Genomic DNA, 22,595 nt, shown 5'->3' with positions numbered 1-22,595 from the left:
TCCCCATGGACACCGCTTCCCAAGACGCCCCCAAGACCATCCTCCCCGAAGGCTTCCCCCCCGTCGTGCGCATCAAGGACCTCAAGAGCCACGTCGGCCAAGGAGTCAGCCTCCAAGGCTGGCTCTACAACATGCGCTCCAAGGGCAAGCTCGCCTTCCTGCAGGTGCGCGACGGCTCCGGCATCTGCCAGTGCGTGGCCTTCCAAGGCGACCTTTCCCCCGAGGTCTTCGAGAAAGCCAAGTCCGCCACACAGGAGACCGCCCTCATCGTGAGCGGAACGGTGCGCGGCGACGAGCGCGCCCCGGGCGGAGCCGAGCTCGGCATCAAGGACCTCAAGATCGTGCATCTGAGCCGCGAGTATCCCATCGGCCCCAAGGAGCACGGCCCCGACTTCCTGCTCACCAACCGCCACCTCTGGCTGCGCTCGCGCAAGCAGGCCGCCATCGCCCGGGTGCGCGCCCACGTCAAGCGCGCCATCAACGACTTCTTCGACCAGGACGGCTTCGTTCAGGTGGACGCGCCCATCTTCACGCCCAGCGCCTGCGAAGGCACCACCAACCTCTTCGAGCTCGACTACTTCGACGAAGGCAAGGCCTACCTGACCCAGTCCGGCCAGCTCTACATGGAAGCCGCGGCCATGGCCTTGGGCAAGGTCTACTGCTTCGGCCCCACCTTCCGCGCCGAGCGCTCCAAGACCCGGCGGCACCTCACCGAGTTCTGGATGGTGGAGCCCGAAGTCGCCTACTGCGACCTCAACGGCGTCATGGACCTGGCCGAGCGCTTCATCTGCGCTATCGTGCGCCACTGTCTGGACAACTGCGCGGCCGACCTCAAGGAGCTGGAGCGCGACACGACCAAGCTCGAAAAGGTCCTGACCCCCTTCCCGCGCGTGAGCTACGACGAGGCCGCGGCCATCCTCAAGCGCAAGGGCGTGGAGTTCACCTACGGCGACGACTTCGGCGCGCCCCAGGAAGTCGCGGTCGCGGAGGAGTACGACCGCCCGGTCATGGTCCACCGCTTCCCCGCCGACGTCAAAGCCTTCTACATGAAGCGCGACCCGGCCGACGACACCAAGGCCCTCTGCGTGGACGTGCTGGCGCCCGAAGGCTACGGCGAGATCATCGGTGGCGGCCAGCGCGCCGACGACCTGGCCTACCTGGAAGCCCAGATCGCCAAGCACAAGCTGCCCCAGGCCGCCTTCGAGTGGTACCTGGACTTGCGCCGCTACGGCTCCGTGCCCCACGGCGGCTTCGGCCTGGGCGTGGAGCGCACCACCTCCTGGATCTGCGGCATCGAGCACATCCGCGAGACCATCGCCTTCCCGCGCATGCTCTACCGGATCTACCCGTAGCCCCATGCCCCACCGCATCCTCATCGTCGAGGACGACGTCAACATCCAGGGCTTCGCCCAGACCGTCCTGGAGAGCGCCGGCTACCAGCCCCAGGTGGTGGGCACCGTGGCCGAGGCCCGGCGCGCCTTCCACGCCGCCAAGCCCGACATGCTGATCGTGGACATCGGGCTGCCCGACGGCAACGGCATGGAGCTGGTCCAGTCGCTCGGCCTGGGGCCCGAGGGCGAGGTCCCCTTCCTGTTCCTGACCGCCTCGCGCGACCTGCAGACCCGCCTGGAGTGCTTCCGCCTGGGCGCCATGGACTACATCCCCAAGCCCTTCGCCGTGGAAGAGCTCCTGGCCCGGGTCCAGGTGCACCTCAAGACCAAGCGCTCCCACGACGACCTGGCCCGGCGCAACTACGAGCTGGAGCTGCGCCACCGCGCCCGCCAGGACCTGACCGACATGCTCGTCCACGACCTCAAGGCGCCCCTGGCCTCCATCAAGGGCACTTTGCAGCTGGCCGTGCAGCACGGGCTCATCACCGAGCCCGCCTACCAGAACCTGCTGGTCTCGGCCGGGACGGCCGCGGAGTTCATGCTCCTCATGCTCAACGATCTCCTCGACATGGGCCGGGCCGAGGCGGCCAGCCTGCAGCCCGAGCTCACCCCGGTCAACGTCGAGACCTTGGCCGCCAAGCTCAAGACCCTCTTCCAGGTGCATTGCCGCGTGCGCGGGGTGGGACTCGAGACCAGGATCTCCCCCGAGGCCGCGCTGGTGCGCTCCGACGCCGGGCTGCTGTTCCGCATCCTCGTCAACCTGGTCTCCAACGCCCTGAAGTTCTCCCCGCGGGACAACTCCGTCAACGTGGAGGCCTCGGTCCAGGGCGGACGCCAGCTCTTCACGGTCGCCGACCGCGGTCCAGGCGTGCCCGACGCCGACAAGAGCCGCGTCTTCGACAAGTACGTGACCGCCGCCAGAGCCCAGGGTTCGGGCATCGGGCTGGCCTTCTGCCGCGTGGCGGCCACGGCGCTCAAAGGGACCGTCCGCGTCGAGGACCGCCCCGGAGGCGGCAGCCTCTTCATCGTGGACCTCCCGGTCCCCGCCGAGTAGCGGCCGCGCGAACCAATCGCGGACCCGGCCGTAGTATAGTAGGATATGCACATTCCGCTACTTGCATAATCAGGAGGTCTTGCCATGATCATCAACGCCGCATTGCTCGCCGCAGCCCTCGCCCTGCCCGGCGCGGTCAGCGCCCAGGGACAGACTCCCCCGGCCAATCCGCCCGCCAGCGCGGACGTCCAGAAGGACCGCCAGCAGATCCAGCAGACCCGCCAGGAGATCCGGAAGGACCGGCAGGAGGTCAGCAAAGACGCCAAGGCGATCCAGGACTTCAACGCCCAGCGCGCCGACGCGCTCAAGGACCTCGCCGCCAAGGAGAAAGCCGAGATCGACGCGGCGAAGGCCGACGCCAGCCTGAGCGCCGAGCAGAAGAAGGCCAAGGTCAAGGGCATCCGCAAGAGCTACAGCGACCAGCGCCGCGAAGTCGGCCGGAAGTTCCACGAGGAGAAGCACCAGCTCAAAGCCGACGTCCGCAAGCAGCGCCAGGAGATCCGCGAGGAGCGCAAACAGCTCAAAGAGGAGCGCCACGAGCTAGGCCACGACGCCCACCAGAAGCACTGACCATCGCCGGCCTCACCGGACGCCCATACGCAGGCCGGTCTGGGCGTCCTTTTTTTCCCCCGGGCCGGACATTTTGTTATGATGGCGCGTAAGCGCCGGAGCTGTCGCGCGAGCCCCGGCCCCGGAGCGACCTCATGAGACAGCCTGAGCTCGGCGCATTGCTGGATATCTCCCGCGGCTTCATGGCTAGCCGCGTGCTGCTCACGGGCTACGAACTGGGCGTCTTCACGGCGCTGGGCCGGGGCCCGAGAAGTTCCGCCCAGGTGGCTCGCGCGGTCAAGGCGGACCCTCGGGCCACGGACAGGCTTTTGAGCGCGTTATGCTGCCTGGGCCTTTTGCGGAAGAAGGGCGGGTGTTTTTGCAACATGCCGACGGCGGCGCGATTTCTGGTGCGGGGCCGTCAGGACTACCTGGCCGGGCTGGGACACACCGTGGACCTTTGGGACACTTGGTCCACCTTGACCGCCGCCGTGCGCGCCGGCCGCAGCGTCTTGAAGGATCCTCCCGCCAGACGAGCCCGGCGCTTCTTCGTGCCTTTCATCGCGGCCATGCACGAGCGGGCCGTGTTGCAGGCCAAGTCGGTCGTCGCCTCTCTGCCTCTCGCTGGGGTCCGCCAGGTCCTGGATGTGGGCGGCGGCTCGGGCGCCTATGCCCTGGCCTTCGCCCGGGCCCGGCCGGCTCTGCGCGCCACGGTCTTCGACCTGCCCCAGGTCGCGCCATTGACGAGGGGCTACATCAAGAAGGCGGGGCTGTCCGGACGCGTCGGCGTGCGCGTGGGCGACTATGACCGGGACGCCCTGCCCCGCGGCAACGACCTGGTCTTCCTCTCCGCCATCATCCACAGCTGCTCGCCGGCCGGGACCCGGAAGCTCTTCCAGAAATGCGCCCGGGCCCTGAACCCCGGCGGCCTGATCGTGGTGCAGGAGTTCGTCGTTGACGAGGGCCGCACGGCCCCGGCCTTCAGCGTGCTCTTCGCGCTCAACATGCTGGTGGCCACCCCGGGCGGGGACGCCTACACCGAGTCCGAGATCGGTTCCTGGCTGAGGGCGGCCGGCTTCCGCGCCATCAAGAGGAAGGACACGCGGTTCGACACGGCGCTGGTGACGGGCCGGCTGCCGCGCGCCTGACCTGCACTAGCGGGAGCTGACAAAGCCCGTCGTGCGCGCGGGCGAGCTTTGCTCGCCCGCCCCCGCCCGGACGCGAAGCGCCCGGGCGGCAGAACCACTTTGGCTCTGCTGTCTTCTGAAGCAGCACAATGCGGCCTGCCGGTATTGCGCCATCGGGAAAAGCAACGCAAGGCGTGTCGAACGCAAGGCGTGCCTAATGCGAGGAGTGCCGGGCTGAAGCAGTTCTGCCGACCCGCTTGCGTGCGTTATTGCCGCACGATACCTGCCGGCCTTCCTGACGGGCAGGTTGCGCGGGTCGGTTGCGCCTGATGCTGCGCATCAGGCGCTCGGGAGAGATCAGGACCGGGCACCGGGAGTGCTCTGTCGCCTATCCGCCCGGTTTGTGCCGTATACCAACTGGCCGGCCACTCACAGTTGATACAAAGGAGCAGTCCGCCGGGAGACTGTGTCCGGACATAGTCCTCCCGGGAATCGGTGCGCGGCCGCCGACTTCTTGCGGGCCGGCCAGAACCTTGCAGGGGGAATCCTCGTCACTTCCCGGAGCCCGCAGGCTCCTTCACCCAGTCCAGCTCCGCCGGCGACCACTCCGAGACTTCGAGCGGAGAGTATTTGAGGTCCAAGGTCACGGGGACGGCCTTGATATCCGTCTTGGTCTCGTTCTTGTCCTGGACGATGAAATAGACGTTCTCCCGGTCGCGCAGGCCCTTCGTCGCCTTCACGAAAGCGTCCAGGTCGGGCGTGGGGGTGCCGTTGACCCCTTCGATGACGATGAGGTAGCGGACGTTGCCCCGGCCCAGAGCGGACAAAGAAGACCCTTGCTCCGCCTCGCTCAGGAAGACCCCGTCCGAGCGCAGGTTATAAAGGAGCCGCAGCTCGGGGGTCAGGTCTTGCAGGACCCCGCCGGCGAATCGCGCGAAACGGCGCGCCTTGAGTGTTTCCGCGTCGCGGACCGGAAGCTTGACCGTGAACTCGGAGCCGGCGCGCACGGCCCGGATCTCCACCTCGCCGCCGACCTTGCCGTCCACGATGCGGTCGAAGCCGTAGAGATCGTCCCCGATCCAGGTCCCGTCGATGGCGAGGATCTGGTCCCCGGGCAGGAATTTCTCGGAGGCGGGAGTGCCGGGGATCCGGGAGCCGACGCCGACCATGTATTTCAGCTTCGGGCGCAGGGCCAGGACCTTCATGGCCAAGGCGTCGGGCAGGTGGAAGTGCTTCTGAGCGTCGGAGACCAGCAGCAGGCTCAGGGCCAGCCCCGCGTCGCCCCGGCGCAGAGGCTCCCCGGCCTGCAGCCGGACCAGGGCGTCCTTCAGGTAGTTGATCTTGAGTTCGAAGCTGGTCGTCTCCGTGCCTCCGAAGTGGATGGCGACGGCCCGGCCGTGAGAATCGAACACGGGGCTGCCGCTGGAGCCGCCGGCACGGTCGAAGGTGGTCTGCAGCGCGGCCGAGTGGCGCTGGCCCTTGTTGAGGACCAGGTTGGAGACCTTGCCGAACTTGACCGAGTACTCATGGACGTCGTTGTTGCCGATCATGACCACGTCGTCCTGCTCGCGCAGCGCGGAGGAATCGCCCAGCGCGACCTCCTGGAGGGGGAAGCCCAGCCGGGCAGGGTCTATCTTGAGGAAGGCGAAGTCGTGCCAGGCGTCGTAGTGGAGCAGGCGGGCCTCTGTGGACTGTCCGTTCTCGAACACGATTTTGAAGACGCTGGGGCCGGAGCCGGCCACGTGGTGGTTGGTGGCGATGATGCCGCGCTTGGCGTCCACGATGAAACCGGAGGCGCCGAAGCGTCCGGAGCCTTCGGAATTGAGGCCCACGGTCCAGGAGCGCTGGACGTTGACGACCGTGGGCTTGAGCCTGGCGACCAAGGCGCCGTCGATGGCGGCGCTTGAAGGGACGGCCGCGACGTTGCAAAGCATGGCGCTCAGGCAGAAGCGGATCATGTGGTTCTTCCTCATCGCTCACCTCCCCCTTCGGTTTTCAAAGCCCTGAAGCCGGGTCCGCGGCCGCGCGCCTCGGCCGCCGGATGACGGTCGGCGCGGTCCGCGTGCTGCGAGTCCTGGACAAGGTCTGAGCCTCTAGAAAGCGACCAGGCGCCGCACCCGCGCCTCGAGCTCGCAGATGTCCGACCCGAGCCCGGCCGGCGTCATCTTCTGGCTGAGGCCCACGCTCACGGACGAGGTCTTGGCGAAGCCTTCGATGGCCGCCGCGATGGCCTGAGGCGAGAGCCGCACCACGCTGCTGATGCTGGAAAGCGGCTTGCCGTGCCTGGCCGCGAGCCGGTCCACGTTCTTGCGCATCTTCTTGTAGAAAGGCTCCAGCCCATGGGAACTGGGGAAGAGGTAGTGCCGTCCGGGCGAGAGGGCCGAGTAGCGGTCCCTGCCGCGTGCGCGCAGCAGCCCTTGCCGGCGCAGCTCTTTGAGCGCCTTCAGACACTTCTCTCTGGAGGAGCCGATCCACCCGGCGATCTGCTCGACGGAGAGCGCCTCCGGGACATTGGCCAGCACCAGGAAGCAGCCGGTGGCCTCGGGCGACGAAACGAAGGCCCGGAACTGGTTGGGCGTGAGGTGGACGGCCAGGCGCCCCTGCAGGCAGTCCAGCGCGCTCGCATCGGCGATCTCACCGGCCGGCGGCAGCAGGAGGGCGAAGAGCTGGTCGAAGACCAGGGCGCTCCCGCAGAGGTCGCGCAGATAGTCGCGCATGAGACGGCCGCGCTCCTGGGGCGAGACCTCCCGGCGCAAGAGCTGCAGCATGAGCGCCAGCGCCGGCAAAGAGGGGAGGCAGCCGCCTCTCTCGATCTTAAGGTAATGAGAGTAGGTGAAGGGGAATACGCGGCGTCCCCCGTTGGAGTTGTAGAACGCGTAGGCGGTCCGGAACCCCCTGAGCGCCCGCATCCGGACGAAGGAACGGCTGAAGTTGGTCATGTCCATCGGTCAAGATTATACATCCGAATGCCCCGCCTGCCAATGATTCTGGACCCGGTCCGTCTGGATTTCAACGGCCGTGCATGAATCCGGCTCGATTGCTCATCCCCTGTTATAGACCGGTTCCCTCTCGGAAGTGTCCCCAATGGGCCCAAGGGGGAGCGCGGCATCATCCGGTATCATGTATCCATGATGAAAACACAGCAAAGTCTCAAGGAGCTCACCCTGGCGGCGGCATTCATCGCGTTGAGCCCGGGCTTGCCGGCTGATCAGGCCTTCGCTGCGGTCGTGGGCAAGACCACAATCCAGGCGGTTCCGGCCAACGCGGGCATGGGCGCGCTCGGCGCTTCGCGCATCGGCTCCGGCGGTCTCTCCGCGGCTCCCGCCGCCAGCCTCCAAGGCGCCTCCCTCTCCGGCATCCTTAATATCAACAGCCCGGTCCCGCGGCTCGACCCCAAGGTCCTGGCTGCGCCGGCGCAATCCCCGGCGCCCATCGCGGCCCAGTCTCCCGCCGTTTCCCAGGCCGAGCCGATACCGGCCGCGGCCCCGCAGGCCGGCAGCCAAGCTGCCGGCCTCAGCAAGACCTCGCCCCAGGCCGAGGAGTCCGGAAGCGGCGCGCCTGTCAGCGCGATGGTCCAGCTCGAGCAGATGGCCGCTGCGAAGGATTCCAAGCCGGTGCCGGCCTTTGCCGTTCGGCCGGACGACGGTCAACTGGCCGTGGCGAAGGCGCTGGCCGCGAAGCTCAGGGAGGCGACCAACGCGATCTCCGCCCGTGAGATTCTGGACGCTATGCGCATACTGGCCGCGGCGAACCGCGACGAGAGGCTGCAGGCTTACGTGAGCCTCGAGCTCATCGGGAACATGCGCCGCGCGAGCTCGATCATCGAGTACCGGGACACGGTCTCGGCCCTCAAGGGCATAGCCGACCGCGCGGCCAGCGACCTGGTCTTGAAGACGATCATCCGGGGCGCCATGGGTGAGGCCGCGAGCGTGAGCAGCATCCTCTTCTTCCGGGAGGCGCTCGACGCGGCGGAGCGGTCCGCAATCAGGTCGTCGAGCCTCCAGACCAAGGCCATGGCCGTGCGGCTGATGCGCCAGGAGCTGGGCAAAGGCGGCCTGCTCTTCGACCGGGACCTCGAGGCGGCCATCGGCCGCATCCGAACGTCGTAAGGTCTAGCCCGCTTTCGGGGCCGTGCGCGGCTTGAGCTGGAGGGGCGCGGCCTGGGCCAGCAGCTTGGCCTTCTCGGCCGCGGCCCGGCAGAGGTGCTCCTGCGCCCGGAAGCGCTTCTTGGCGTCCGCCGCCACCTTCTGGTATGAGCCGTCCGGCTGGAGCCGCCAGGCCTTCTCGTTGTCGCGGAAGTAGAGCTTGAGCAGCTCGATGAGCTCCTTCTTGTTCTCCTTCTCCTCGACCGGGAACATCAGCTCCACGCGCCGGTCCAGGTTGCGCGGCATCCAGTCCGCGCTGGAGAGGTAGACCTCGTCCTCGCCGCGGTTGGCGAAGTGGAAGACGCGGGCGTGCTCCAGGAACATGTCCACCACGCTGACGACCTCGATGTTCTCGCTGAGGTCCTTGACCCCGGGCCGCAAGCGGCAGATGCCGCGCACGTTGAGCCGCACCTGCACGCCCGCCTTGGAGGCGGCGTAGAGCGCCTCGATGAGCTCCGGGTCCACCAAGGAGTTCATCTTGGCCGTGATCGCGCCCGGCCGGGCCTTGGTCGAGGTCATGGCCTCGCGCGTGACCAGGCGCAGCAGGCGCCGGCGCAGGCCGTAGGGCGCCACCTCGATCTTGGCCCAGTCCGCGGGCTGGGAGTAGCCCGTCACCATGTTGAAGAAGGCGGAGACGTCCGAGGCGTAGGCCTCCTTTGAGGTGAACAGGCCCAGGTCGCAGTAGAGGCGCGCGGTCCGCTCGTTGTAGTTGCCGGTGCCCAGGTGCACGTAGCGCCGGATGCCGTCGGGCTCCCGGCGCACCACCAAGGCCGCCTTGGCGTGGGTCTTCAGGCCCGCCACGCCGTAGATGACGCTGGCGCCGGCGGCCTCCAGGCGCTTGGCCCATTCGATGTTGTTCTCCTCGTCGAAGCGGGCCTTGAGCTCCACGAGCACGGTCACGCGCTTGCCGGCCTCGGCCGCCGCCTCCAAGGAGTTGACGATGGAGGAGTGCCGCCCCGCCCGGTAGAGGGTCTGCTTGATGGCCAGCACGTCCGGGTCGGCCGCGGCCTCGGCCAGGAAGCGCGCCACGCAGTCGAAGCTCTCGTAGGGGTGGTGGACCAGCACGTCCTGCTCGCGCAGGAGCTTGAACACGTCGTCGGCCCGCTCGAACTCGGGCACGGGCCGGGGCTCCCAGGCCGGGCGCTTGAGCTGCGCAAATCCCGCCTGGAAGGCGAACTGCGAGACGCCCTTGAGGTCCAGCCAGTCCTCGCACTCGTATATCTCGACCGCGCCCAGATCCAGGCGCTCGCGCACGAAAGCGGACATGGCCGCGGGCGCCGCGATCTCCAGGCGCACCACGGGGTTGCTGCGCCGGGCCTTGAGCGCCTCGGACATCAGCTTCATGAAGTCCTCGTCGCGCTCCTCGTCGATGGGCAGGACCGCCGCGCGCGTAGGGCGCATGAGGCCCGTGGCCGCGAGCTCAAAGCCCCGGAAGAGCGCGCCCGCGTTCATGCGCAGGACGTCTTCGATGAGCATGTAGCGGTAGCCCGTGTCCGCGGGCAGCGACACCAGGCGCGGCAGGTTCTGCGGGAGCTCGACCAAGGCGTATTTGGGTGAACCCTTGCGCCCGGGCTCGGCCAGGGCCGCTACGAGATAAAGCCCCAGGTTGGTGAGCGCGGGGACCTCGCGCTCCGGGGCCAAAGCGATGGGGGTCAGGATGGGCAGCAGTTCCTTGGTGAAGAAATTATCGAGGTAGGCGGCCTGCCGCTCGTCCTGCATGCCCGGCAGCACGCGCTTGATGTCCGCGGCCTCGAGCTCCGGCACCATCTTCTCCGTGAAGTAGCGCGCTTGCGCGCGCATGAGGTCCCGGGCCTTCTGCCGGGCCGCGGCGCTGGCGGGCACGTCGGGCTCCAGGCGGGGCAGGCGGTTCATGAAGAACTCGTCCATGTTGGAGCTGACGATGCCGATGAACTTGAGCCGCTCCAGCAGGGGGTTGGAGGGGTCCATGCCCTCGGCCAGGACCCGGCCCTGGAACTCGAGCAAGGAGAGCTCGCGGTCGAAGAAGTTCTCCGCTGCGGGGCTCATGAGGACCTCTGCTTGAGGGCGATCGGGCCGAAGATCTCGGCGAACATGTCGCCCTTGCTCTGCACGGCCTGGCGCTCCAAAGACACGTCCCCTGCCTCGGGCCCCACCCATAGGGTGTAGCTGTCCTGGGCCTTGTCCAAGGTGAAATCCTGGACCTTCTGCTGGTGCGGGTTGTCCAAGGCGTCGGCCACGCGCAGGAGCGCGGAGAGCTTCGCGACCACGGTGCGGTCGGTCCGGGGCAAGGACATGTAGGCCGTGTGCGTGGGCTTGGGCAAAGACCGGCGGTGGTAGCGCACCACGTTGGAGACGATGTCCCGGTCGGATTTGCGCAGGCCGAAGACCTCGGAGGCGTTGATCAGGTAGGCGGAGTGCTTGTGATGGCTGGTAGGTGAGATGTAGATGCCGATGTCGTGCAGGATGGCGGAGGTCTCCAGGAGCATGCGCTCCCGGGGCCCCAGGCCGTGCTCGGCCTTGAGCAGTTCGAAGAGCTTGAGCGCCGCGGCGGCCACGGCCAGGGCGTGGGGCTCGTCGTAGCGGTACTTGCGGCCCAGGCTGCGCGCGGAGCTGGTCACCTGCCGCGAGACGTCCGTGCGCTTGCCGCCCGAGGCGAGCTGGGACATCTCCAGCAGCAGGCCGTCGCGGATGCTGACCATGGGCACGACCAGGCTCTCGACCTTGGTCTCGGAAAGGAAGCAGGTGGAGATGAGGATCGCGGGGTAGAGGGTCTCCGCGTCCGCGAAGGCGATGCCGTACTTGGCCGCCAGCTCCTCGGGCGGGACCTTGGCCAGGGGCTTGCCGAAATCCAGGAAGTCCTTGACCGAGAGCATGGTGTGGTCCTGCTCCGCGGCGCCGGCGCCGGCGATCTGCCGGGCGGCCAGGCGCATGTCCGAGCCCAGCGCGATGAAGGTGTCCACCTGCCCCAGGTCGTACTCGCGCCGCGCGTCTTCGGCCATGGCATGCACGGCGCGCTTGACCACGCGCTGAATGACCGCCGGCTCGCTGCGGCCCGGGACCAGGCGCTCGGGCAGGCGGATGGACCCTATGGGCAGCGTCCGGGTCAGCTCCACCTTGCCCTTGGTCATCACGATGATCTCGGTGGCGCCGCAGCCCACCTCCATGATGAGGCAGTTCTTCTTCTGGATCTGCAGCTTGTCCTCCAGGGCGCTCTCCACGGCCAGCAGGTCCAGGCGGTTCTCCTCGGTGCCCTCCACGACCTCCACGTCGATGCCCGCCAGCAGGAAGGCCTTGTCCACGAAATTGTCGCGGTTGGCCGCCTCGCGCACGGCCGCGGTGGCGATGGCATGCATCTTCTTGACCCCGTAGGTGTCGGCCGCGGTCTTGAAGTTGCGCAGGATCTCGATGGTCTCGCGCATCACCGAAGCGGAGATGCGGCCGGTGGTGAACACGTCGCGGCCCAGGCGCACGGGCTGGGAGAGGCTCTCCAGCCGCCGGATGGACGCCTGGGGGCCGAACTCGGCTACCACCATGCGCACCGCGCCCGAGCCGATGTCGATGACGGCGGCGGTCTGCTTGGCGGCCGCGGTCTCAGGCATCGAGCCGGCTCCTGACCCACTGGGCCGCGCCCATGACGATGGCCATGTCCCCGAGCTTGGCGGGGGCCACGGTCACGTGGCTCACGATGTCCGGCATGGCGTGGCGGCGCATGGACTCCTCGGCCGCGGGCACGATGAGGTCGCCCATGGCCTCCACCAGTCCGCCTCCCAGCACGACGCACTCCGGGTCCAAGGCGTTGACGATGTTGGCCATGGCGATGCCGACCAGCGCGGCCTTGCGCCGCACGAGCTCCTTGAGCTGCTTGTCGCCCGCCTCCACGGCGCGGGCCAGGGCGCCGCTCTTGAGCTTGCGCACGTCCGCTCCCGCCTCGTTGAGCAGGTGCGGCGCGCCGCCGCGCGCGGCCAAAGCCGCGGCCTCGCCCGCCAGGGCGAGCCGGCCGGCCAGGGCCTCCAGGCAGCCTTGATTGCCGCAGCCGCAGGCGGGCCCCAGGGGGTCCACGAAGATGTGCCCGAGCTCGCCGGCCGCGCCGGAGGAGCCCCGATAGAGCCGGCCGCCCAGGATCAGCGCCCCGCCGATGCCCGTGCCCAAGAAGAAGCCGGCGACATGGTCGCAGCCGGCCGCGGCGCCGAACTGCTGCTCGCCGTAGAGGCCCATGTTGGCGTCGTTCTCGACCGCGGCCGGGACCTTGAAGAGCTTCTCCAGCTTGCGCGCCAGGGGATAGTCCTTGATGAACGGGATGTTGGCGGAGGAGACGATGCGGTCGGTCCGGTAGTCGAGCACGCCCGGGCAGCCCGCGCCGACCCCGCTCAGCTGGGAGGGCTTGAGGCCCGCTTCGGCCAGGGCCTTGGCCACGGTGGCGGCGATGGTCGCGAAGAATTCCCGCTCGCCGCCGGACGGATCGGTCTTGGCCTTGACCGTGGAGAGGACCTTTCGTCCCTTGAGCACGCCCACCAGCATCTTGGTCGCGCCCAGGTCGATGCCGACGACAGCCTTCTCTTTCTTGGCCATAGGAGACCTATGATACCAATTTAGAATGCACACTGATTTAATATACTCTGCCATCCGGCCATGACCAAAGTCCTGAGCTTCGGCGATCGCATCGGACCGGGCGATTACGCGCTGCATTCGCGCTTCGACCAAGCCGTTAACTTCACGCGCGACGGACGGTTGGCCAGCATCGTGGTTCCCGCCATAGGCGGCGGGCCCATCAACATCGTGATGGAGGGCCTCGACTTCTCCTCCATCCGCCGCCTGGAAGTCAGCGGCGATTCCTTCTCCCTGGACGGCGCGAGCTTCCCCAAGCTCCCTCTCTTCGATTCCGCGCTGCGGGTCCATGGCGGCGCCAAGGTCGGCATGCGCCGGCTCCGGGACCTACTGCTGCGCAAGGCCCATCCCAAGAGCCTGGCCTTTTTGCTCGATGATACGCGCTGCGCCGGCTTGGTTTCGGGCTTCGAGAAGGTCTTGACCCGCCGCCTTCAGACGGCCGCCCGGGAGTTGCGCAGCGGCAACCTGGAGGCCGGCGCCGAGGCCGCGCGCGGGGCCGGCCTCGGGCTGACGCCCAGCGGCGACGACCTGCTGTCCGGCTATCTCTGGGGGCTCCATGTCCGGCAGCGCATCTGCGGCGGGGATTCTGCCGCGGATATCGATCGGGTCTACGGTTGCTCCCGCGGCTCCAACCCTCTCTCTACCGCCTTCCTGGACTGCGCCCGGGAAGGCCGCTTCTTCGAACGCCTGCGCGACCTGCTCGCCGAGCCGTCGGAGGACCGTTTGGACGAGGTCCTTGCCGTGGGCGAGACTTCCGGCGCGGACACCTGCGTGGGCCTGATGCTGGCCTTAGAAAAGGAGGACTCATTATGGTCGTGAAAGGGATGATCAAGACGGGCGCCTATTTCGACTCCGTGACCTTGATGATCGTGGGCCGCGAGCTCTCCGCCAAGCCCGGCGTAGGCGACGCAGCCGTGGTCATGGGCACGGCCGAGAACCTGGCCATCCTCAAATCCTCCGGGCTGTTGTGCCCTGAACTCGCCAAAGCGGGCGACACGGACCTGCTCATCAGCGTCAAGACCGCGGACGAGGGATCAGCCGTCGCGGCGTTGGCCGAGGCCGAGTCCTTGCTCAAGAGCGTGCGCAAGCGTTCCAAGCCGGATGCCTCCTACGCTCCCAAAAGCCTGGCCAGCGCCCTGCAGGTCCTGCCGGGCGCCAACATGGCCATGATCTCGGTGGCGGGCCGCTATGCGGGCGAGGTGGCCATGGCGGCCCTGCGCAAGGGCCTGCACGTGATGCTCTTCTCGGACAACGTATCGGTGGAGACCGAGGTCGCGCTCAAGACCTTCGCGCAGACCAAGGGCCTCCTGGTCATGGGGCCGGACTGCGGCACGGCCATCATCAACGGCGTGCCTTTGGCTTTCGCCAATGCGGTGTCTCGCGGCGAGATCGGCATCGTCGCCGCGGCGGGCACGGGTCTGCAGGAGGTCTCGTCCATCATCTCCAACGAAGGCGCCGGGATCTCGCAAGCCATCGGCACGGGCGGACGGGACGTGAAGAAGGACGTGGGCGGCATCATGTTCCTGGAGGGCCTGCGCGCTTTGGCCGAGGACGAGGGGACCAAAGTGATCGTCCTCATATCGAAGCCGCCGCACGAGACGGTCATCAAGAAGCTCGGCGCGGCCGTGAAGTCGGTCAAGAAGCCCGTGGTGGCGATGTTCCTGGGCGCCGACGCCAAGACCGTGGCCGGCTACGGCATGACCGCGGCGGCCACCCTGGAAGAGGCGGCCCTGCTGGCCGTGGCTCTGGCCCAGGGCCAGACCGCGGAGTCGGTCCGCGAGGGGCTCAAGCGGCGTGACGCCGAGATAGGCGGCACCGCGCTCCGGGAAGCCTCGCGGTTCGCCAAGAGCCAGAGGTACGTGCGCGGGCTGTTCAGCGGCGGGACCTTCTGCGGCGAGACGCAGGTGATCTTCCGGAACCTGCTCAGCGAGGCGTATTCCAACGCGCCGATCCCTCCTTTCAAGGAAATGGCGGACGCCTGGAAGTCCCAGGGGCACACGGTGGTGGACCTGGGCGAGGACGCCTTCACGGTGGGCCGGCCGCATCCCATGATCGATTTCTCATTGCGCAACCGGCGCATCCAGGACGAGGCCAAGGACCCGGAGACCGCCGTGATACTTTTGGACGTGGTGTTGGGCTACGGCTCCAACATGGACCCGGCCGGGGAGCTCGTGCCGGCAATCACCGCGGCGCGCAAGCTCGCCGAAGACGCGGGCCGGCACCTGAGCTTCGTCTGCTCCGTCACCGGCACGGAAGGCGACCCGCAGGTGCGCAGCCGGGTCGAGCGGCGGCTCAAAGACGCCGGCGTCGTGGTCCTGCCGACCAACGCGGCGGCGGCGCGGTTCGCGGGACGCATCGCCCGGGAGCTGGAGAAAGAGGCCAAGCCGGTACTCTAGCGCGCCGCGCTCGCAGGCTTGGAGTCCAGCAGCCGCCGCAGGCAGCGCAGCAAGGTCTCCGGGGAGAAGGGCTTCTCGATGAGCACGGCCCCGTCGAAGTTGAAATCGCTGCCCATGACTCCGCCCGGATAGCCCGTCATGTAGGCCACCTTGATCCCGGGCCGCGCGGCGCAGACCTTCTTGGCCACCTCCGTGCCATAGCAGTCCGGCAGGATCAGGTCGCAGAGCAGAAGATCCAGATGTTCCCTCAGCCGGCGGCAGAGCAGCCGGGCCTCCTTGCCGGTCGCGGCGGAGAAGACGCGATAGCCCTTCTCCTTGAGAATCCTCTTGATCAATGAGCGCAGGGTGGCGTTATCCTCCACCACCAGGATGGTCTCATGCCCCTCCCCGCCGGTCTTGCGGGCCTCACCGGGCAGGAGGGCCTCGGGTCCGCCCTCGGCGCGGGGCAGGTAGATGCGGAAGGCCGAGCCCTGGCCCGGAGCGCTCTCGACCGAGATGCCGCCGCCGCAATCCCGGACGATGCTTTTCACCGTGGACAGCCCCAGGCCCGTGCCGCGGCCGGCTGGCTTGGTGGTGAAGAGAGGCTCGAAGAGCCGCGCCCGGACATGCGCATCCATCCCCGTGCCCGTGTCGCGCACCTCCAGGCACACATAGTGCCCCGGCGGCAGGGCCAGCCCGGCCTCCGGACCGCCGCCGTCGCGCACGGTCTGGTTCCTCGTCGCGATGACGAGCCGGCCGCCGCGGGGCATGGCGTCGCGGGCGTTGACCACGAGGTTCATGAGCACCTGCTCAAGCTGTCCGCAATCCATCTTGACCGGCCACAAGGAGGGATGCGGGTGGAAGTCGAGCTTGATGTTCTCGCCCAGGAGCCGCCGGAACATCTTGGCCATCTCCATGATGACGGAATCGGGCTCCATGACCTGCGGCAGCACGGTCTGCTTGCGGCTCACGGCCAGCACGTGCCGGGACAATGACGCGGCCAGGTCCGCGGCCTTGCGGATCTCCAGGCTCAGGCTGCGCAGCGGGCTGCCCGGCTCCAGCCCCTCCAGCACGAAGTAGTTGTAGCCGACGATGGTGGTCAGCACGTTGTTGAAATCGTGGGCCAGCCCCGCGGCCAGCAGGCCCACGGCCTGGAGCTTCTGGCCCTGCAGCAGCTGCGCCTCCGCCTGCTCGCGCGTGGCGGTCTCGCGCTGCAGACGCGCGTAGTCCTCCCCATTGAAGAAGCGCAGCATGCTCCAGGTCGCGCAGGCCACGACGACCGCGCACAAGGCCCGGAAGATCTGGACCGGGATGCCGACGATATCCAGGAACGCCGGCTGGTTGATCACCGAAGCCGGGAAGAAATCGGCCGGGGGCACGACGAGCCCGCTCAACACGGCGTAGAACGCCAGCGCCACGGCGTCGGCCAGGAGGTAGCGCCGCAAAGGGAGCGCCTGTATGGCGGGATTCTCCTTCAAGTACAGGCCGATGCCGGCGGCGGCCAGCAGCCCGCCGGGGAAGGCCAGGAGATACCGGGGCCAGACCGCGGGTTCGTTGCCGGCCGTCGCCATGAGCGCGAGGCACGCCGCAGCCAAGCCCACGGTGGGCCAGCAGCCGGCCAGCCATTTACCGCGGCTGGACAAGGCGAAGGCGCGGCGACCGAACTCGAAGAGGAAGATGAGCGAGATGGTCAGCAGGTGCAGCCCGGTGGTCCGGACGACGGCGGAGTCGCCCCGGGAGAGCTGCCACATGTCCAGCCATTCATTGGCGCCGTGCACCAGAGCGAACGCCGCCAGCCAGCCGAAGGTCCGGGCTATGCTGCGCCGGCTGCTGTCGCGGCGCTGCGTGAATATCAGCAGGCCGGCCACAATGAAGGACAAGCCGTAGAAGAAGAAGACGACGTCGAGGTTATGGACCCAGAACTCTCGCACACGCCGGCCCGAGGGGTCGCGTGGCGGGCAGGAGAGAGGGGACTCATGCGCGGCGATCCAAAGGTGGCCCCCCGCCACTCACTGAAGTATAGACCGGCGCTGCCTGGAAATCAATGCCATTTACCCATTTTTTACCCGCCCTCCGCCCCGCCGCCAAAGTGTTATAATCGGAGCCGATGCCCATCAAGGACCTCTTCCAAAGCGAACTCCAGGTCGTCAACATCGGCCTGGAATCCTTCAAGCAAAGCCTCGACCACTGCCAAGCGCGGTCGGTGCAGGTGGACTGGCGGCCTCCGGTCGCGGCGGACGCGGGCGCGCTCCAGACGGTCCGGGCCCAGGCCGACATCATCGCCGCGGCCAACGCCAAGGCTGTCGCAAAGGTCCTGGCCGCCAAGCCCATGCTCATCGGCCTGGAGAAGGCGCTCGACGTCATCCCCGGCATGAAGAAGAACCTCATCCTCCACGCCGGGCCGCCCATCACCTGGGAGCGCATGTGCGGCCCCATGCGCGGCGCGGTCATGGGCGCGCTCGTCTACGAGGGCCTGGCCAAGACCCCGGAGGAGGCGGCCAAGCTCGCCGCCTCCGGCGCCGTCGAGTTCTCCCCCTGCCACGAGCACGGCGCGGTCGGCCCCATGGCCGGCGTGGTCTCCGCTTCCATGCCCGTGTTCGTGCTCAAGAACGAGGAGCACGGCAACCTCGGTTTCTGCACCATGAACGAAGGACTGGGCAAGGTCCTGCGCTACGGCGCCTACGGCCCGGAAGTGATCAAGAAGCTCAAGTGGATGGAGACGGTCCTCTATCCCGTCCTCAAGAAGGCCGTGGCCAAGCTTGGCAAGGTGGACCTCAAGAACATCATCGCCCAGGCCCTGCACATGGGCGACGAGGTCCATAACCGCAACCGGGCCGCGACCTCCCTGTTCTACCGGGCCCTCGCGCCCGCGGTGGTGCGCACGGCCCCGGACCCGGAGACCGCGGCCGCGGTCCTCGAATTCATCAACGGCAACGACCACTTCTTCCTCAATCTCTCCATGCCCGCCAGCAAGGTGTCTTTGGACGCCGCGCGGGACATCCCGAACAGCTCGCTGCTGGTGGTCATGGCGCGCAACGGCACGGACTTCGGCATCCAGCTCTCGGGAACTAACTCGGAGTGGTTCACAGGGCCAGCCCCCGTCCCGGACGCCCTGTTCTTCCCCGGCTTCACCAAAGCCGACGCCAACCCGGACATCGGGGACTCGGCCATCACCGAGACCAACGGCCTGGGGGGCTTTTCCATCGCGGCCGCGCCCGCCATCGTGCAGTTCATCGGCGGCAGCGCCTCCGACGCCCTGGGCTACACGCGCCAGATGTACGAGATCACCGCGGCTGAGAACAACGTCTACCAGATCCCGGGACTGGATTTCCGCGGCAGCCCCACGGGCATAGACGCGGTCAAGGTGCTGGAGAAGGGCATCTTCCCCGTCATCGACACCGGGGTAGCCCACCGCGAGCCCGGCATCGGCCAGGTCGGCGCGGGCATCCTCTCGGCCCCGCCGGAGCCGTTCCAGAAGGCCCTCATCGGCCTCGCCAAAAAACTCGGAGGCGGATCATGAAGACCAACGACTTCATCAACCTGATGGGAAAGGTGAAGATGTACGACCTCACCCAGCGCCTGAGCGTGCACACCCCGCCCTGGCCCAGCTACATCCCCCTCTCGGTCCAGTACTTCAAGCGCATCGCGGGCGCGCACATGGGCCAGGGCGCCAACGGCCAGGTCATCACCACCTCCAACCACGTGGGCACCCACATGGACGGCGAGATCCACTTCCACGCCAGCGGACGCTCCATCGGCCAGGTGCCCATGGCCGAGTGGGTGGGGCCGGGCGCGGTGGTGGACATCTCCAAGGAGATGGACGACTACGGTCTCTACGAGCCCGAGCTCCTGATGAGCAAGGTGGAGATCAAGCCGCGCGACATCCTCATCATCAATACCGGGTATCACCGCTTCGCCTGGGACCAGCGCCGGTCCGACGAGCTGCGCTACTTCGTCAAGCACCCGGGCCCGGGGCCGACGTTCCACAAGTGGTGCCTCAAGATGAAGTTCAAGTGGATCGGCGTGGACTGCGGCAGCGCGGACCACCCCATGAACACCATCATCCGGAACTGGCATCCCAAGTCCTTCACGGAGGCGGACGAGAAGCTCCAGGCGGACCACGGCAAGACCTGGGACGAGCTGTTCCCGCTCAAGACCTACTACCAGGTGATGCACCTGGTGCTCTTCCCGAAGAAGATCGTGCACGCCGAGAACCTGGGCGGCGACATCGAGAAGCTCTCCAACAAGCGCGCCTTCATCGGCTGCTTCCCCCTGCGCGGCATCGAGCTGGAGAGCGCCATGTGCCGCATCGTGGCCTGGGCGCCGTAAGGAGGCTGCATGCCCATAGCGACCGACTTCGAATATCACAAACCCAAGGACCTGCCCGAGGCCGTGAGCCTGCTGGCGCGCTATCAGGGCCGGGCCCAGCTCCTGGCCGGAGGCACCGACCTCATCGTCTGGCTCAAGGAAGGGATGAAGGCTCCGCAGGCGCTCATCGATGTGAAAGGCGTCCCGGAGCTCTGGCATCTCGACGTCAAGGATGACTCGCTGGCCATCGGGGCCCGCGTCACTTTCACGGAGCTCATCGAGTCCGACCTCGTCAAGTCGCGCTTCCCCGTGCTCTGGGAAGCCTCGCGCACGGTGGCTTCCTGCGGGGTGCGCAACCGCGCCACGCTCGCGGGCAACCTCTGCTCCGCGGTCCCCTCCCTCGACGGAGCCCCGGCGCTGCTGGTGCACGAGGCCTGCGTGCGCACGCGCGGCCCGGTCGAAGAGCGCGAGATCCCCATGTCGGAGTGGTTCACGGGCCCCAAGCGCACGGCCCTTTTGCCTGACGAACTCGTGACCGCCGTGGAGCTGCCCCTGCCCAAGAAGAAGACGGCCGGCTGCTACGTCAAGCTCGGGCGCTACCGGGGCGAGGACCTGGCCCAGGTGGGCTTGGCGGTCCTGGCCGAAGAAGGCAACGTCTGGAAGCTCGCTTTCTGCGCCGTGGGCCCGATCGCCCAGCGCGCCGAGAAGATCGAGGCCCTCCTCAACGGCAAGAGGCTCTCGGAGGCTCTCATCGCCAAGGCCAAGGCCCTGGTCGCCCAGTCGATCTCCCCCATCACGGACATCCGCGCGAGCTCGGAGTACCGCCTGCACATGGCCCAGGTCATGCTCGAGCGGGGGCTCAAGACCGCAGCCGCGCGGCTCGCCGGCAAGGGCCCGGCGTATGGAGCGAGCATCCTATGACCAAGACCAGCATCCAGCTCAAGCTCAACGGCATGCAGCGCCGCGTGGACGTGGAGCCCAACGACGTGCTCATCGACGTGCTGCGCGACAAGCTCGGCGTCAAGAGCCCCAAGGTGGGCTGCGACCGCGGCGACTGCGGCACCTGCACGGTCTTCCTGAACGGCCGCACGGTGCGCTCCTGCCTGGTCCTGGCCATCGAGGCGGACGGCTGCGAGATCGTGACTTTGGAAGGGATCTCGAAGGACGGGCCCACCAAGCTCCAGAAGTCCTTCGTGGACCACAGCTCCTTCCAGTGCGGCTTCTGCGCCCCGGGCATGGTGCTGGCCGCGACCGAGCTCCTGCAGAACAACCCGCATCCGCAGCGCGAGGAGATCCAGGAAGCCATCGCGGGCAACCTCTGCCGCTGCACCGGCTATTCGCCCATCATCGAAGCCATCGAGGACGCCTGCAAGAAGTGACGCGATAGCGAACGAACGTTCAGTCAGTGACAGCTCCTTTCTCCGTCGAGACGTAGGCCCTTAGGCCCAGGACGGCGTAGGACACAATCCCGGCCCGCTTCTCCCTGATGGGCCCATCCCGGCAGGGCGCCACTGTCCTATCATCTGCTTATGTCCATCGCGCCTCTGCTTCTCCTGATTTCTCTGGCTCCTGCATCCCCCGCATCCGCAGCCGCCATCATCTCCATGTCCCGCGCGGCGGCCGTGCCTACCGTGCGCCTGGCCCCGCTCCTCGCGGTCAATCCGTCAGCGCTGGGCAGCCCCGCCCTTTCCGTATCCTTGACCGCCCCTTCCCTTTCGCCGCTCACCGCCGCTCTGCCCGCGCTGACGCCGTCGCCGGCCCTGTCGGTCCTGACGGCCGCGGCGCCGCAGCAGGCGCCCTTGAAGCTCTCGGCCGCCGCCGGGGCGGCGGAGTTCACCCAGACCCTGGCCGATCCCAAGCTCTCCGAGACGGCGTCGCATCAGGCCGCGGCCAAGCTCTTCGACGGAGGCTCCGCCCGCGCCGAGGCCCTGCCCATCGCGGCCGACGACCAGGGCCCGGCCCCGGCGCCGCGCGTGCGCTGGTCGCGGACCGCGGAAGGCGGCTGGTCCTTGGCGAGCTTCGCCAGCGCGGCGGACGGCAGCCCCATCTCCTATAAGTCGCGCCAAGCCGAGGGCTCGTCCCAGGCGCCCATGGTCTTCGTGGGCGGCCTGGCCCTGGCCGAGAGCTACGACTCCCTCTTCGAGACCCAGGCCAAGGCGGAATCCGACCAGTACTTCGTCTGGCTGCGCGGCCACCAGCCCACGGAGTTCCAGCCCACCCAGAAGGTTTACGAAGCGGACGCCCGCGACATGGCGCGCATGATCGTGCTCGCCGCGGAGCGCTCGGGCTCCAAGTCCGTGAGCCTGACCCTGCACTCCTACGGAGTGCTCGTGTTCCAGCGCATGGTCCAGCTCCACGAGGACCTGGAAGTCCAGCAGGCGATGCGCCTGCTCAAGGGCGGCCGGGTCACGCTCATCAACACCACCACCCATTACGGGCACAGCGAGACCGCGGCCGGCGCGCAGTACGCGCAGATGGCCAAGGCCATCCAGGCCATCGTCCAGCAACTCGACCTCATGGACTCCTACGGCAAGACCCTGAACGCCGCCGTCAAGGCCAACCCCCTGCTCGCGCCCATGGTCCTGCCCCAGCTCTTCTGGCTCCAGATGCAGCGCAACATGCTCCTGAGCTTGGCCTCCAAGGGCGCGGTGGATGAGCTGCGCAAGCAGCTCGCCGACCCCTGGTCGCCCGCCCTCGACCACGTGCGCCTGAACATCCTCAAGATCGTGGAGGAGAACGCGGCCACGCCGGGCTGGCAGGAGGCCTTCCTGCGCCGCGCCGACGCCACGTCCATGCTCGATTTCACCAAGGAGGACGTGCAGCGCATCCGCGACTACGGCATCCGCCTGGAGATCATCCACGCGGCCAAGGACCAGCTCATCCCCTGGGTCAGCGCGAAGCTCGCTTTCGAGCTCTTCGGCTTCAAGGTCCCCAAGGACGCGCCCAAGCCGGGCCGCGAGTTCCGCGACGGAAGCGGCATGTTCCACCTGAAGGTCGTAGACAGCGACCACTACTATCCCCTGCGCGAGCCGGCGCAGCTCGACCAAGACCTCTACCACTGA

At 67.8% G+C, this 22,595-nt stretch carries 18 protein-coding genes; 12 read left to right on the top strand and 6 right to left on the bottom strand.

Annotated features, from left to right (window positions below):
* The first annotated feature begins 5 nt into the window (after positions 1-5).
* The 4 genes from asnS to NTY77_12025 all read left to right on the top strand — a co-directional run bounded on the left by asnS (position 6) and on the right by NTY77_12025 (position 4,142).
* Entirely contained in the window at positions 6-1,352 is a 1,347-nt protein-coding gene (gene asnS / locus NTY77_12040) for an asparagine--tRNA ligase (protein MCX5796219.1), read from the top strand.
* 4 nt (positions 1,353-1,356) lie between these two features.
* Positions 1,357-2,445 (top strand): response regulator, encoded by a 1,089-nt coding sequence (locus tag NTY77_12035; protein MCX5796218.1) that lies wholly within the window; start codon positions 1,357-1,359, stop codon positions 2,443-2,445.
* 84 nt (positions 2,446-2,529) lie between these two features.
* Positions 2,530-3,015, top strand: a complete 486-nt coding sequence (locus tag NTY77_12030) for a hypothetical protein (GenBank protein MCX5796217.1) — start codon at positions 2,530-2,532, stop codon at positions 3,013-3,015.
* Between the two features lie 134 nt (positions 3,016-3,149).
* On the top strand, positions 3,150-4,142 hold the full coding sequence (locus tag NTY77_12025) for a methyltransferase (GenBank protein MCX5796216.1): 993 nt from the start codon (positions 3,150-3,152) through the stop codon (positions 4,140-4,142).
* Between the two features lie 530 nt (positions 4,143-4,672).
* Here NTY77_12025 and NTY77_12020 read toward each other — a convergent pair.
* Both NTY77_12020 and NTY77_12015 read right to left on the bottom strand, forming a co-directional pair.
* The gene (locus NTY77_12020; protein MCX5796215.1) at positions 4,673-6,094 is read right to left on the bottom strand and encodes a trypsin-like peptidase domain-containing protein; all 1,422 of its coding nucleotides are present in this window, start codon (positions 6,092-6,094) and stop codon (positions 4,673-4,675) included.
* Between the two features lie 120 nt (positions 6,095-6,214).
* Entirely contained in the window at positions 6,215-7,066 is an 852-nt protein-coding gene (locus NTY77_12015) for a helix-turn-helix domain-containing protein (protein ID MCX5796214.1), read from the bottom strand.
* A gap of 183 nt (positions 7,067-7,249) precedes the next feature.
* On the opposite strand from NTY77_12015, the gene NTY77_12010 reads away from it, so the two are divergent.
* Positions 7,250-8,230, top strand: coding sequence for a hypothetical protein (locus tag NTY77_12010; GenBank protein MCX5796213.1), 981 nt, complete (start codon positions 7,250-7,252; stop codon positions 8,228-8,230).
* A 3-nt stretch (positions 8,231-8,233) separates the two neighbouring features.
* On the opposite strand, the gene ppk1 is transcribed toward NTY77_12010, so the two are convergent.
* Genes ppk1 through NTY77_11995 form a run of 3 tightly spaced genes read right to left on the bottom strand, consistent with a single transcriptional unit; the run spans position 8,234 to position 12,814 of the window.
* The gene (gene ppk1, locus NTY77_12005; protein MCX5796212.1) at positions 8,234-10,291 is read right to left on the bottom strand and encodes a polyphosphate kinase 1; all 2,058 of its coding nucleotides are present in this window, start codon (positions 10,289-10,291) and stop codon (positions 8,234-8,236) included.
* Positions 10,288-11,844 carry an HD domain-containing protein gene (locus NTY77_12000; protein ID MCX5796211.1) on the bottom strand — a complete coding sequence of 519 codons (1,557 nt, stop codon included), beginning with the start codon at positions 11,842-11,844 and terminating at the stop codon, positions 10,288-10,290. The genes ppk1 and NTY77_12000 overlap by 4 nt, the downstream gene beginning before the upstream one ends.
* The gene (locus NTY77_11995) at positions 11,837-12,814 is read right to left on the bottom strand and encodes an ROK family protein (GenBank protein ID MCX5796210.1); all 978 of its coding nucleotides are present in this window, start codon (positions 12,812-12,814) and stop codon (positions 11,837-11,839) included. The genes NTY77_12000 and NTY77_11995 overlap by 8 nt, the downstream gene beginning before the upstream one ends.
* A gap of 60 nt (positions 12,815-12,874) precedes the next feature.
* Here NTY77_11995 and NTY77_11990 point away from each other — a divergent pair, with 60 nt between their 5' ends.
* A complete protein-coding gene (locus NTY77_11990) occupies positions 12,875-13,669 on the top strand; it encodes a DUF2877 domain-containing protein (GenBank protein MCX5796209.1) in 795 nt (264 codons plus the stop codon).
* Positions 13,660-15,246 carry an acyl-CoA synthetase FdrA gene (gene fdrA, locus NTY77_11985; protein ID MCX5796208.1) on the top strand — a complete coding sequence of 529 codons (1,587 nt, stop codon included), beginning with the start codon at positions 13,660-13,662 and terminating at the stop codon, positions 15,244-15,246. Before NTY77_11990 ends, fdrA begins: the two co-directional genes overlap by 10 nt.
* On the opposite strand, the gene NTY77_11980 is transcribed toward fdrA, so the two are convergent.
* Positions 15,243-17,156 carry an ATP-binding protein gene (locus NTY77_11980; GenBank protein MCX5796207.1) on the bottom strand — a complete coding sequence of 638 codons (1,914 nt, stop codon included), beginning with the start codon at positions 17,154-17,156 and terminating at the stop codon, positions 15,243-15,245. The genes fdrA and NTY77_11980 overlap by 4 nt on opposite strands.
* A 176-nt stretch (positions 17,157-17,332) precedes the next feature.
* Here NTY77_11980 and NTY77_11975 point away from each other — a divergent pair, with 176 nt between their 5' ends.
* The 5 genes from NTY77_11975 (at position 17,333) to NTY77_11955 (ending at position 22,595) form a co-directional block, all read left to right on the top strand.
* Positions 17,333-18,745, top strand: coding sequence for a DUF1116 domain-containing protein (locus NTY77_11975; protein MCX5796206.1), 1,413 nt, complete (start codon positions 17,333-17,335; stop codon positions 18,743-18,745).
* Positions 18,742-19,554 carry a cyclase family protein gene (locus tag NTY77_11970; GenBank protein MCX5796205.1) on the top strand — a complete coding sequence of 271 codons (813 nt, stop codon included), beginning with the start codon at positions 18,742-18,744 and terminating at the stop codon, positions 19,552-19,554. The genes NTY77_11975 and NTY77_11970 overlap by 4 nt, the downstream gene beginning before the upstream one ends.
* A gap of 9 nt (positions 19,555-19,563) precedes the next feature.
* The gene (locus NTY77_11965) at positions 19,564-20,454 is read left to right on the top strand and encodes a xanthine dehydrogenase family protein subunit M (GenBank protein ID MCX5796204.1); all 891 of its coding nucleotides are present in this window, start codon (positions 19,564-19,566) and stop codon (positions 20,452-20,454) included.
* A complete protein-coding gene (locus NTY77_11960) occupies positions 20,451-20,912 on the top strand; it encodes a (2Fe-2S)-binding protein (GenBank protein MCX5796203.1) in 462 nt (153 codons plus the stop codon). The genes NTY77_11965 and NTY77_11960 overlap by 4 nt, the downstream gene beginning before the upstream one ends.
* A gap of 150 nt (positions 20,913-21,062) precedes the next feature.
* Positions 21,063-22,595, top strand: coding sequence for a hypothetical protein (locus tag NTY77_11955; protein ID MCX5796202.1), 1,533 nt, complete (start codon positions 21,063-21,065; stop codon positions 22,593-22,595).

The organism is Elusimicrobiota bacterium, assembly GCA_026388095.1.
Classification (GTDB): domain Bacteria; phylum Elusimicrobiota; class Elusimicrobia; order UBA1565; family UBA9628; genus UBA9628.
The sequence above is the reverse complement of the archived record's forward strand: the minus strand, read 5'-3'. Positions and strand labels throughout refer to the sequence as shown.

Coding starts and splice junctions, on each gene's coding strand:
- asnS (MCX5796219.1), top strand. CDS start 6: ATGGACACCGCTTCCCAAGACGCCCCCAAGACCATCCTCCCCGAAGGC.
- NTY77_12035 (MCX5796218.1), top strand. CDS start 1,357: ATGCCCCACCGCATCCTCATCGTCGAGGACGACGTCAACATCCAGGGC.
- NTY77_12030 (MCX5796217.1), top strand. CDS start 2,530: ATGATCATCAACGCCGCATTGCTCGCCGCAGCCCTCGCCCTGCCCGGC.
- NTY77_12025 (MCX5796216.1), top strand. CDS start 3,150: ATGAGACAGCCTGAGCTCGGCGCATTGCTGGATATCTCCCGCGGCTTC.
- NTY77_12020 (MCX5796215.1), bottom strand. CDS start 6,094: ATGAGGAAGAACCACATGATCCGCTTCTGCCTGAGCGCCATGCTTTGC.
- NTY77_12015 (MCX5796214.1), bottom strand. CDS start 7,066: ATGGACATGACCAACTTCAGCCGTTCCTTCGTCCGGATGCGGGCGCTC.
- NTY77_12010 (MCX5796213.1), top strand. CDS start 7,250: ATGATGAAAACACAGCAAAGTCTCAAGGAGCTCACCCTGGCGGCGGCA.
- ppk1 (MCX5796212.1), bottom strand. CDS start 10,291: ATGAGCCCCGCAGCGGAGAACTTCTTCGACCGCGAGCTCTCCTTGCTC.
- NTY77_12000 (MCX5796211.1), bottom strand. CDS start 11,844: ATGCCTGAGACCGCGGCCGCCAAGCAGACCGCCGCCGTCATCGACATC.
- NTY77_11995 (MCX5796210.1), bottom strand. CDS start 12,814: ATGGCCAAGAAAGAGAAGGCTGTCGTCGGCATCGACCTGGGCGCGACC.
- NTY77_11990 (MCX5796209.1), top strand. CDS start 12,875: ATGACCAAAGTCCTGAGCTTCGGCGATCGCATCGGACCGGGCGATTAC.
- fdrA (MCX5796208.1), top strand. CDS start 13,660: ATGGTCGTGAAAGGGATGATCAAGACGGGCGCCTATTTCGACTCCGTG.
- NTY77_11975 (MCX5796206.1), top strand. CDS start 17,333: ATGCCCATCAAGGACCTCTTCCAAAGCGAACTCCAGGTCGTCAACATC.
- NTY77_11970 (MCX5796205.1), top strand. CDS start 18,742: ATGAAGACCAACGACTTCATCAACCTGATGGGAAAGGTGAAGATGTAC.
- NTY77_11965 (MCX5796204.1), top strand. CDS start 19,564: ATGCCCATAGCGACCGACTTCGAATATCACAAACCCAAGGACCTGCCC.
- NTY77_11960 (MCX5796203.1), top strand. CDS start 20,451: ATGACCAAGACCAGCATCCAGCTCAAGCTCAACGGCATGCAGCGCCGC.
- NTY77_11955 (MCX5796202.1), top strand. CDS start 21,063: ATGTCCATCGCGCCTCTGCTTCTCCTGATTTCTCTGGCTCCTGCATCC.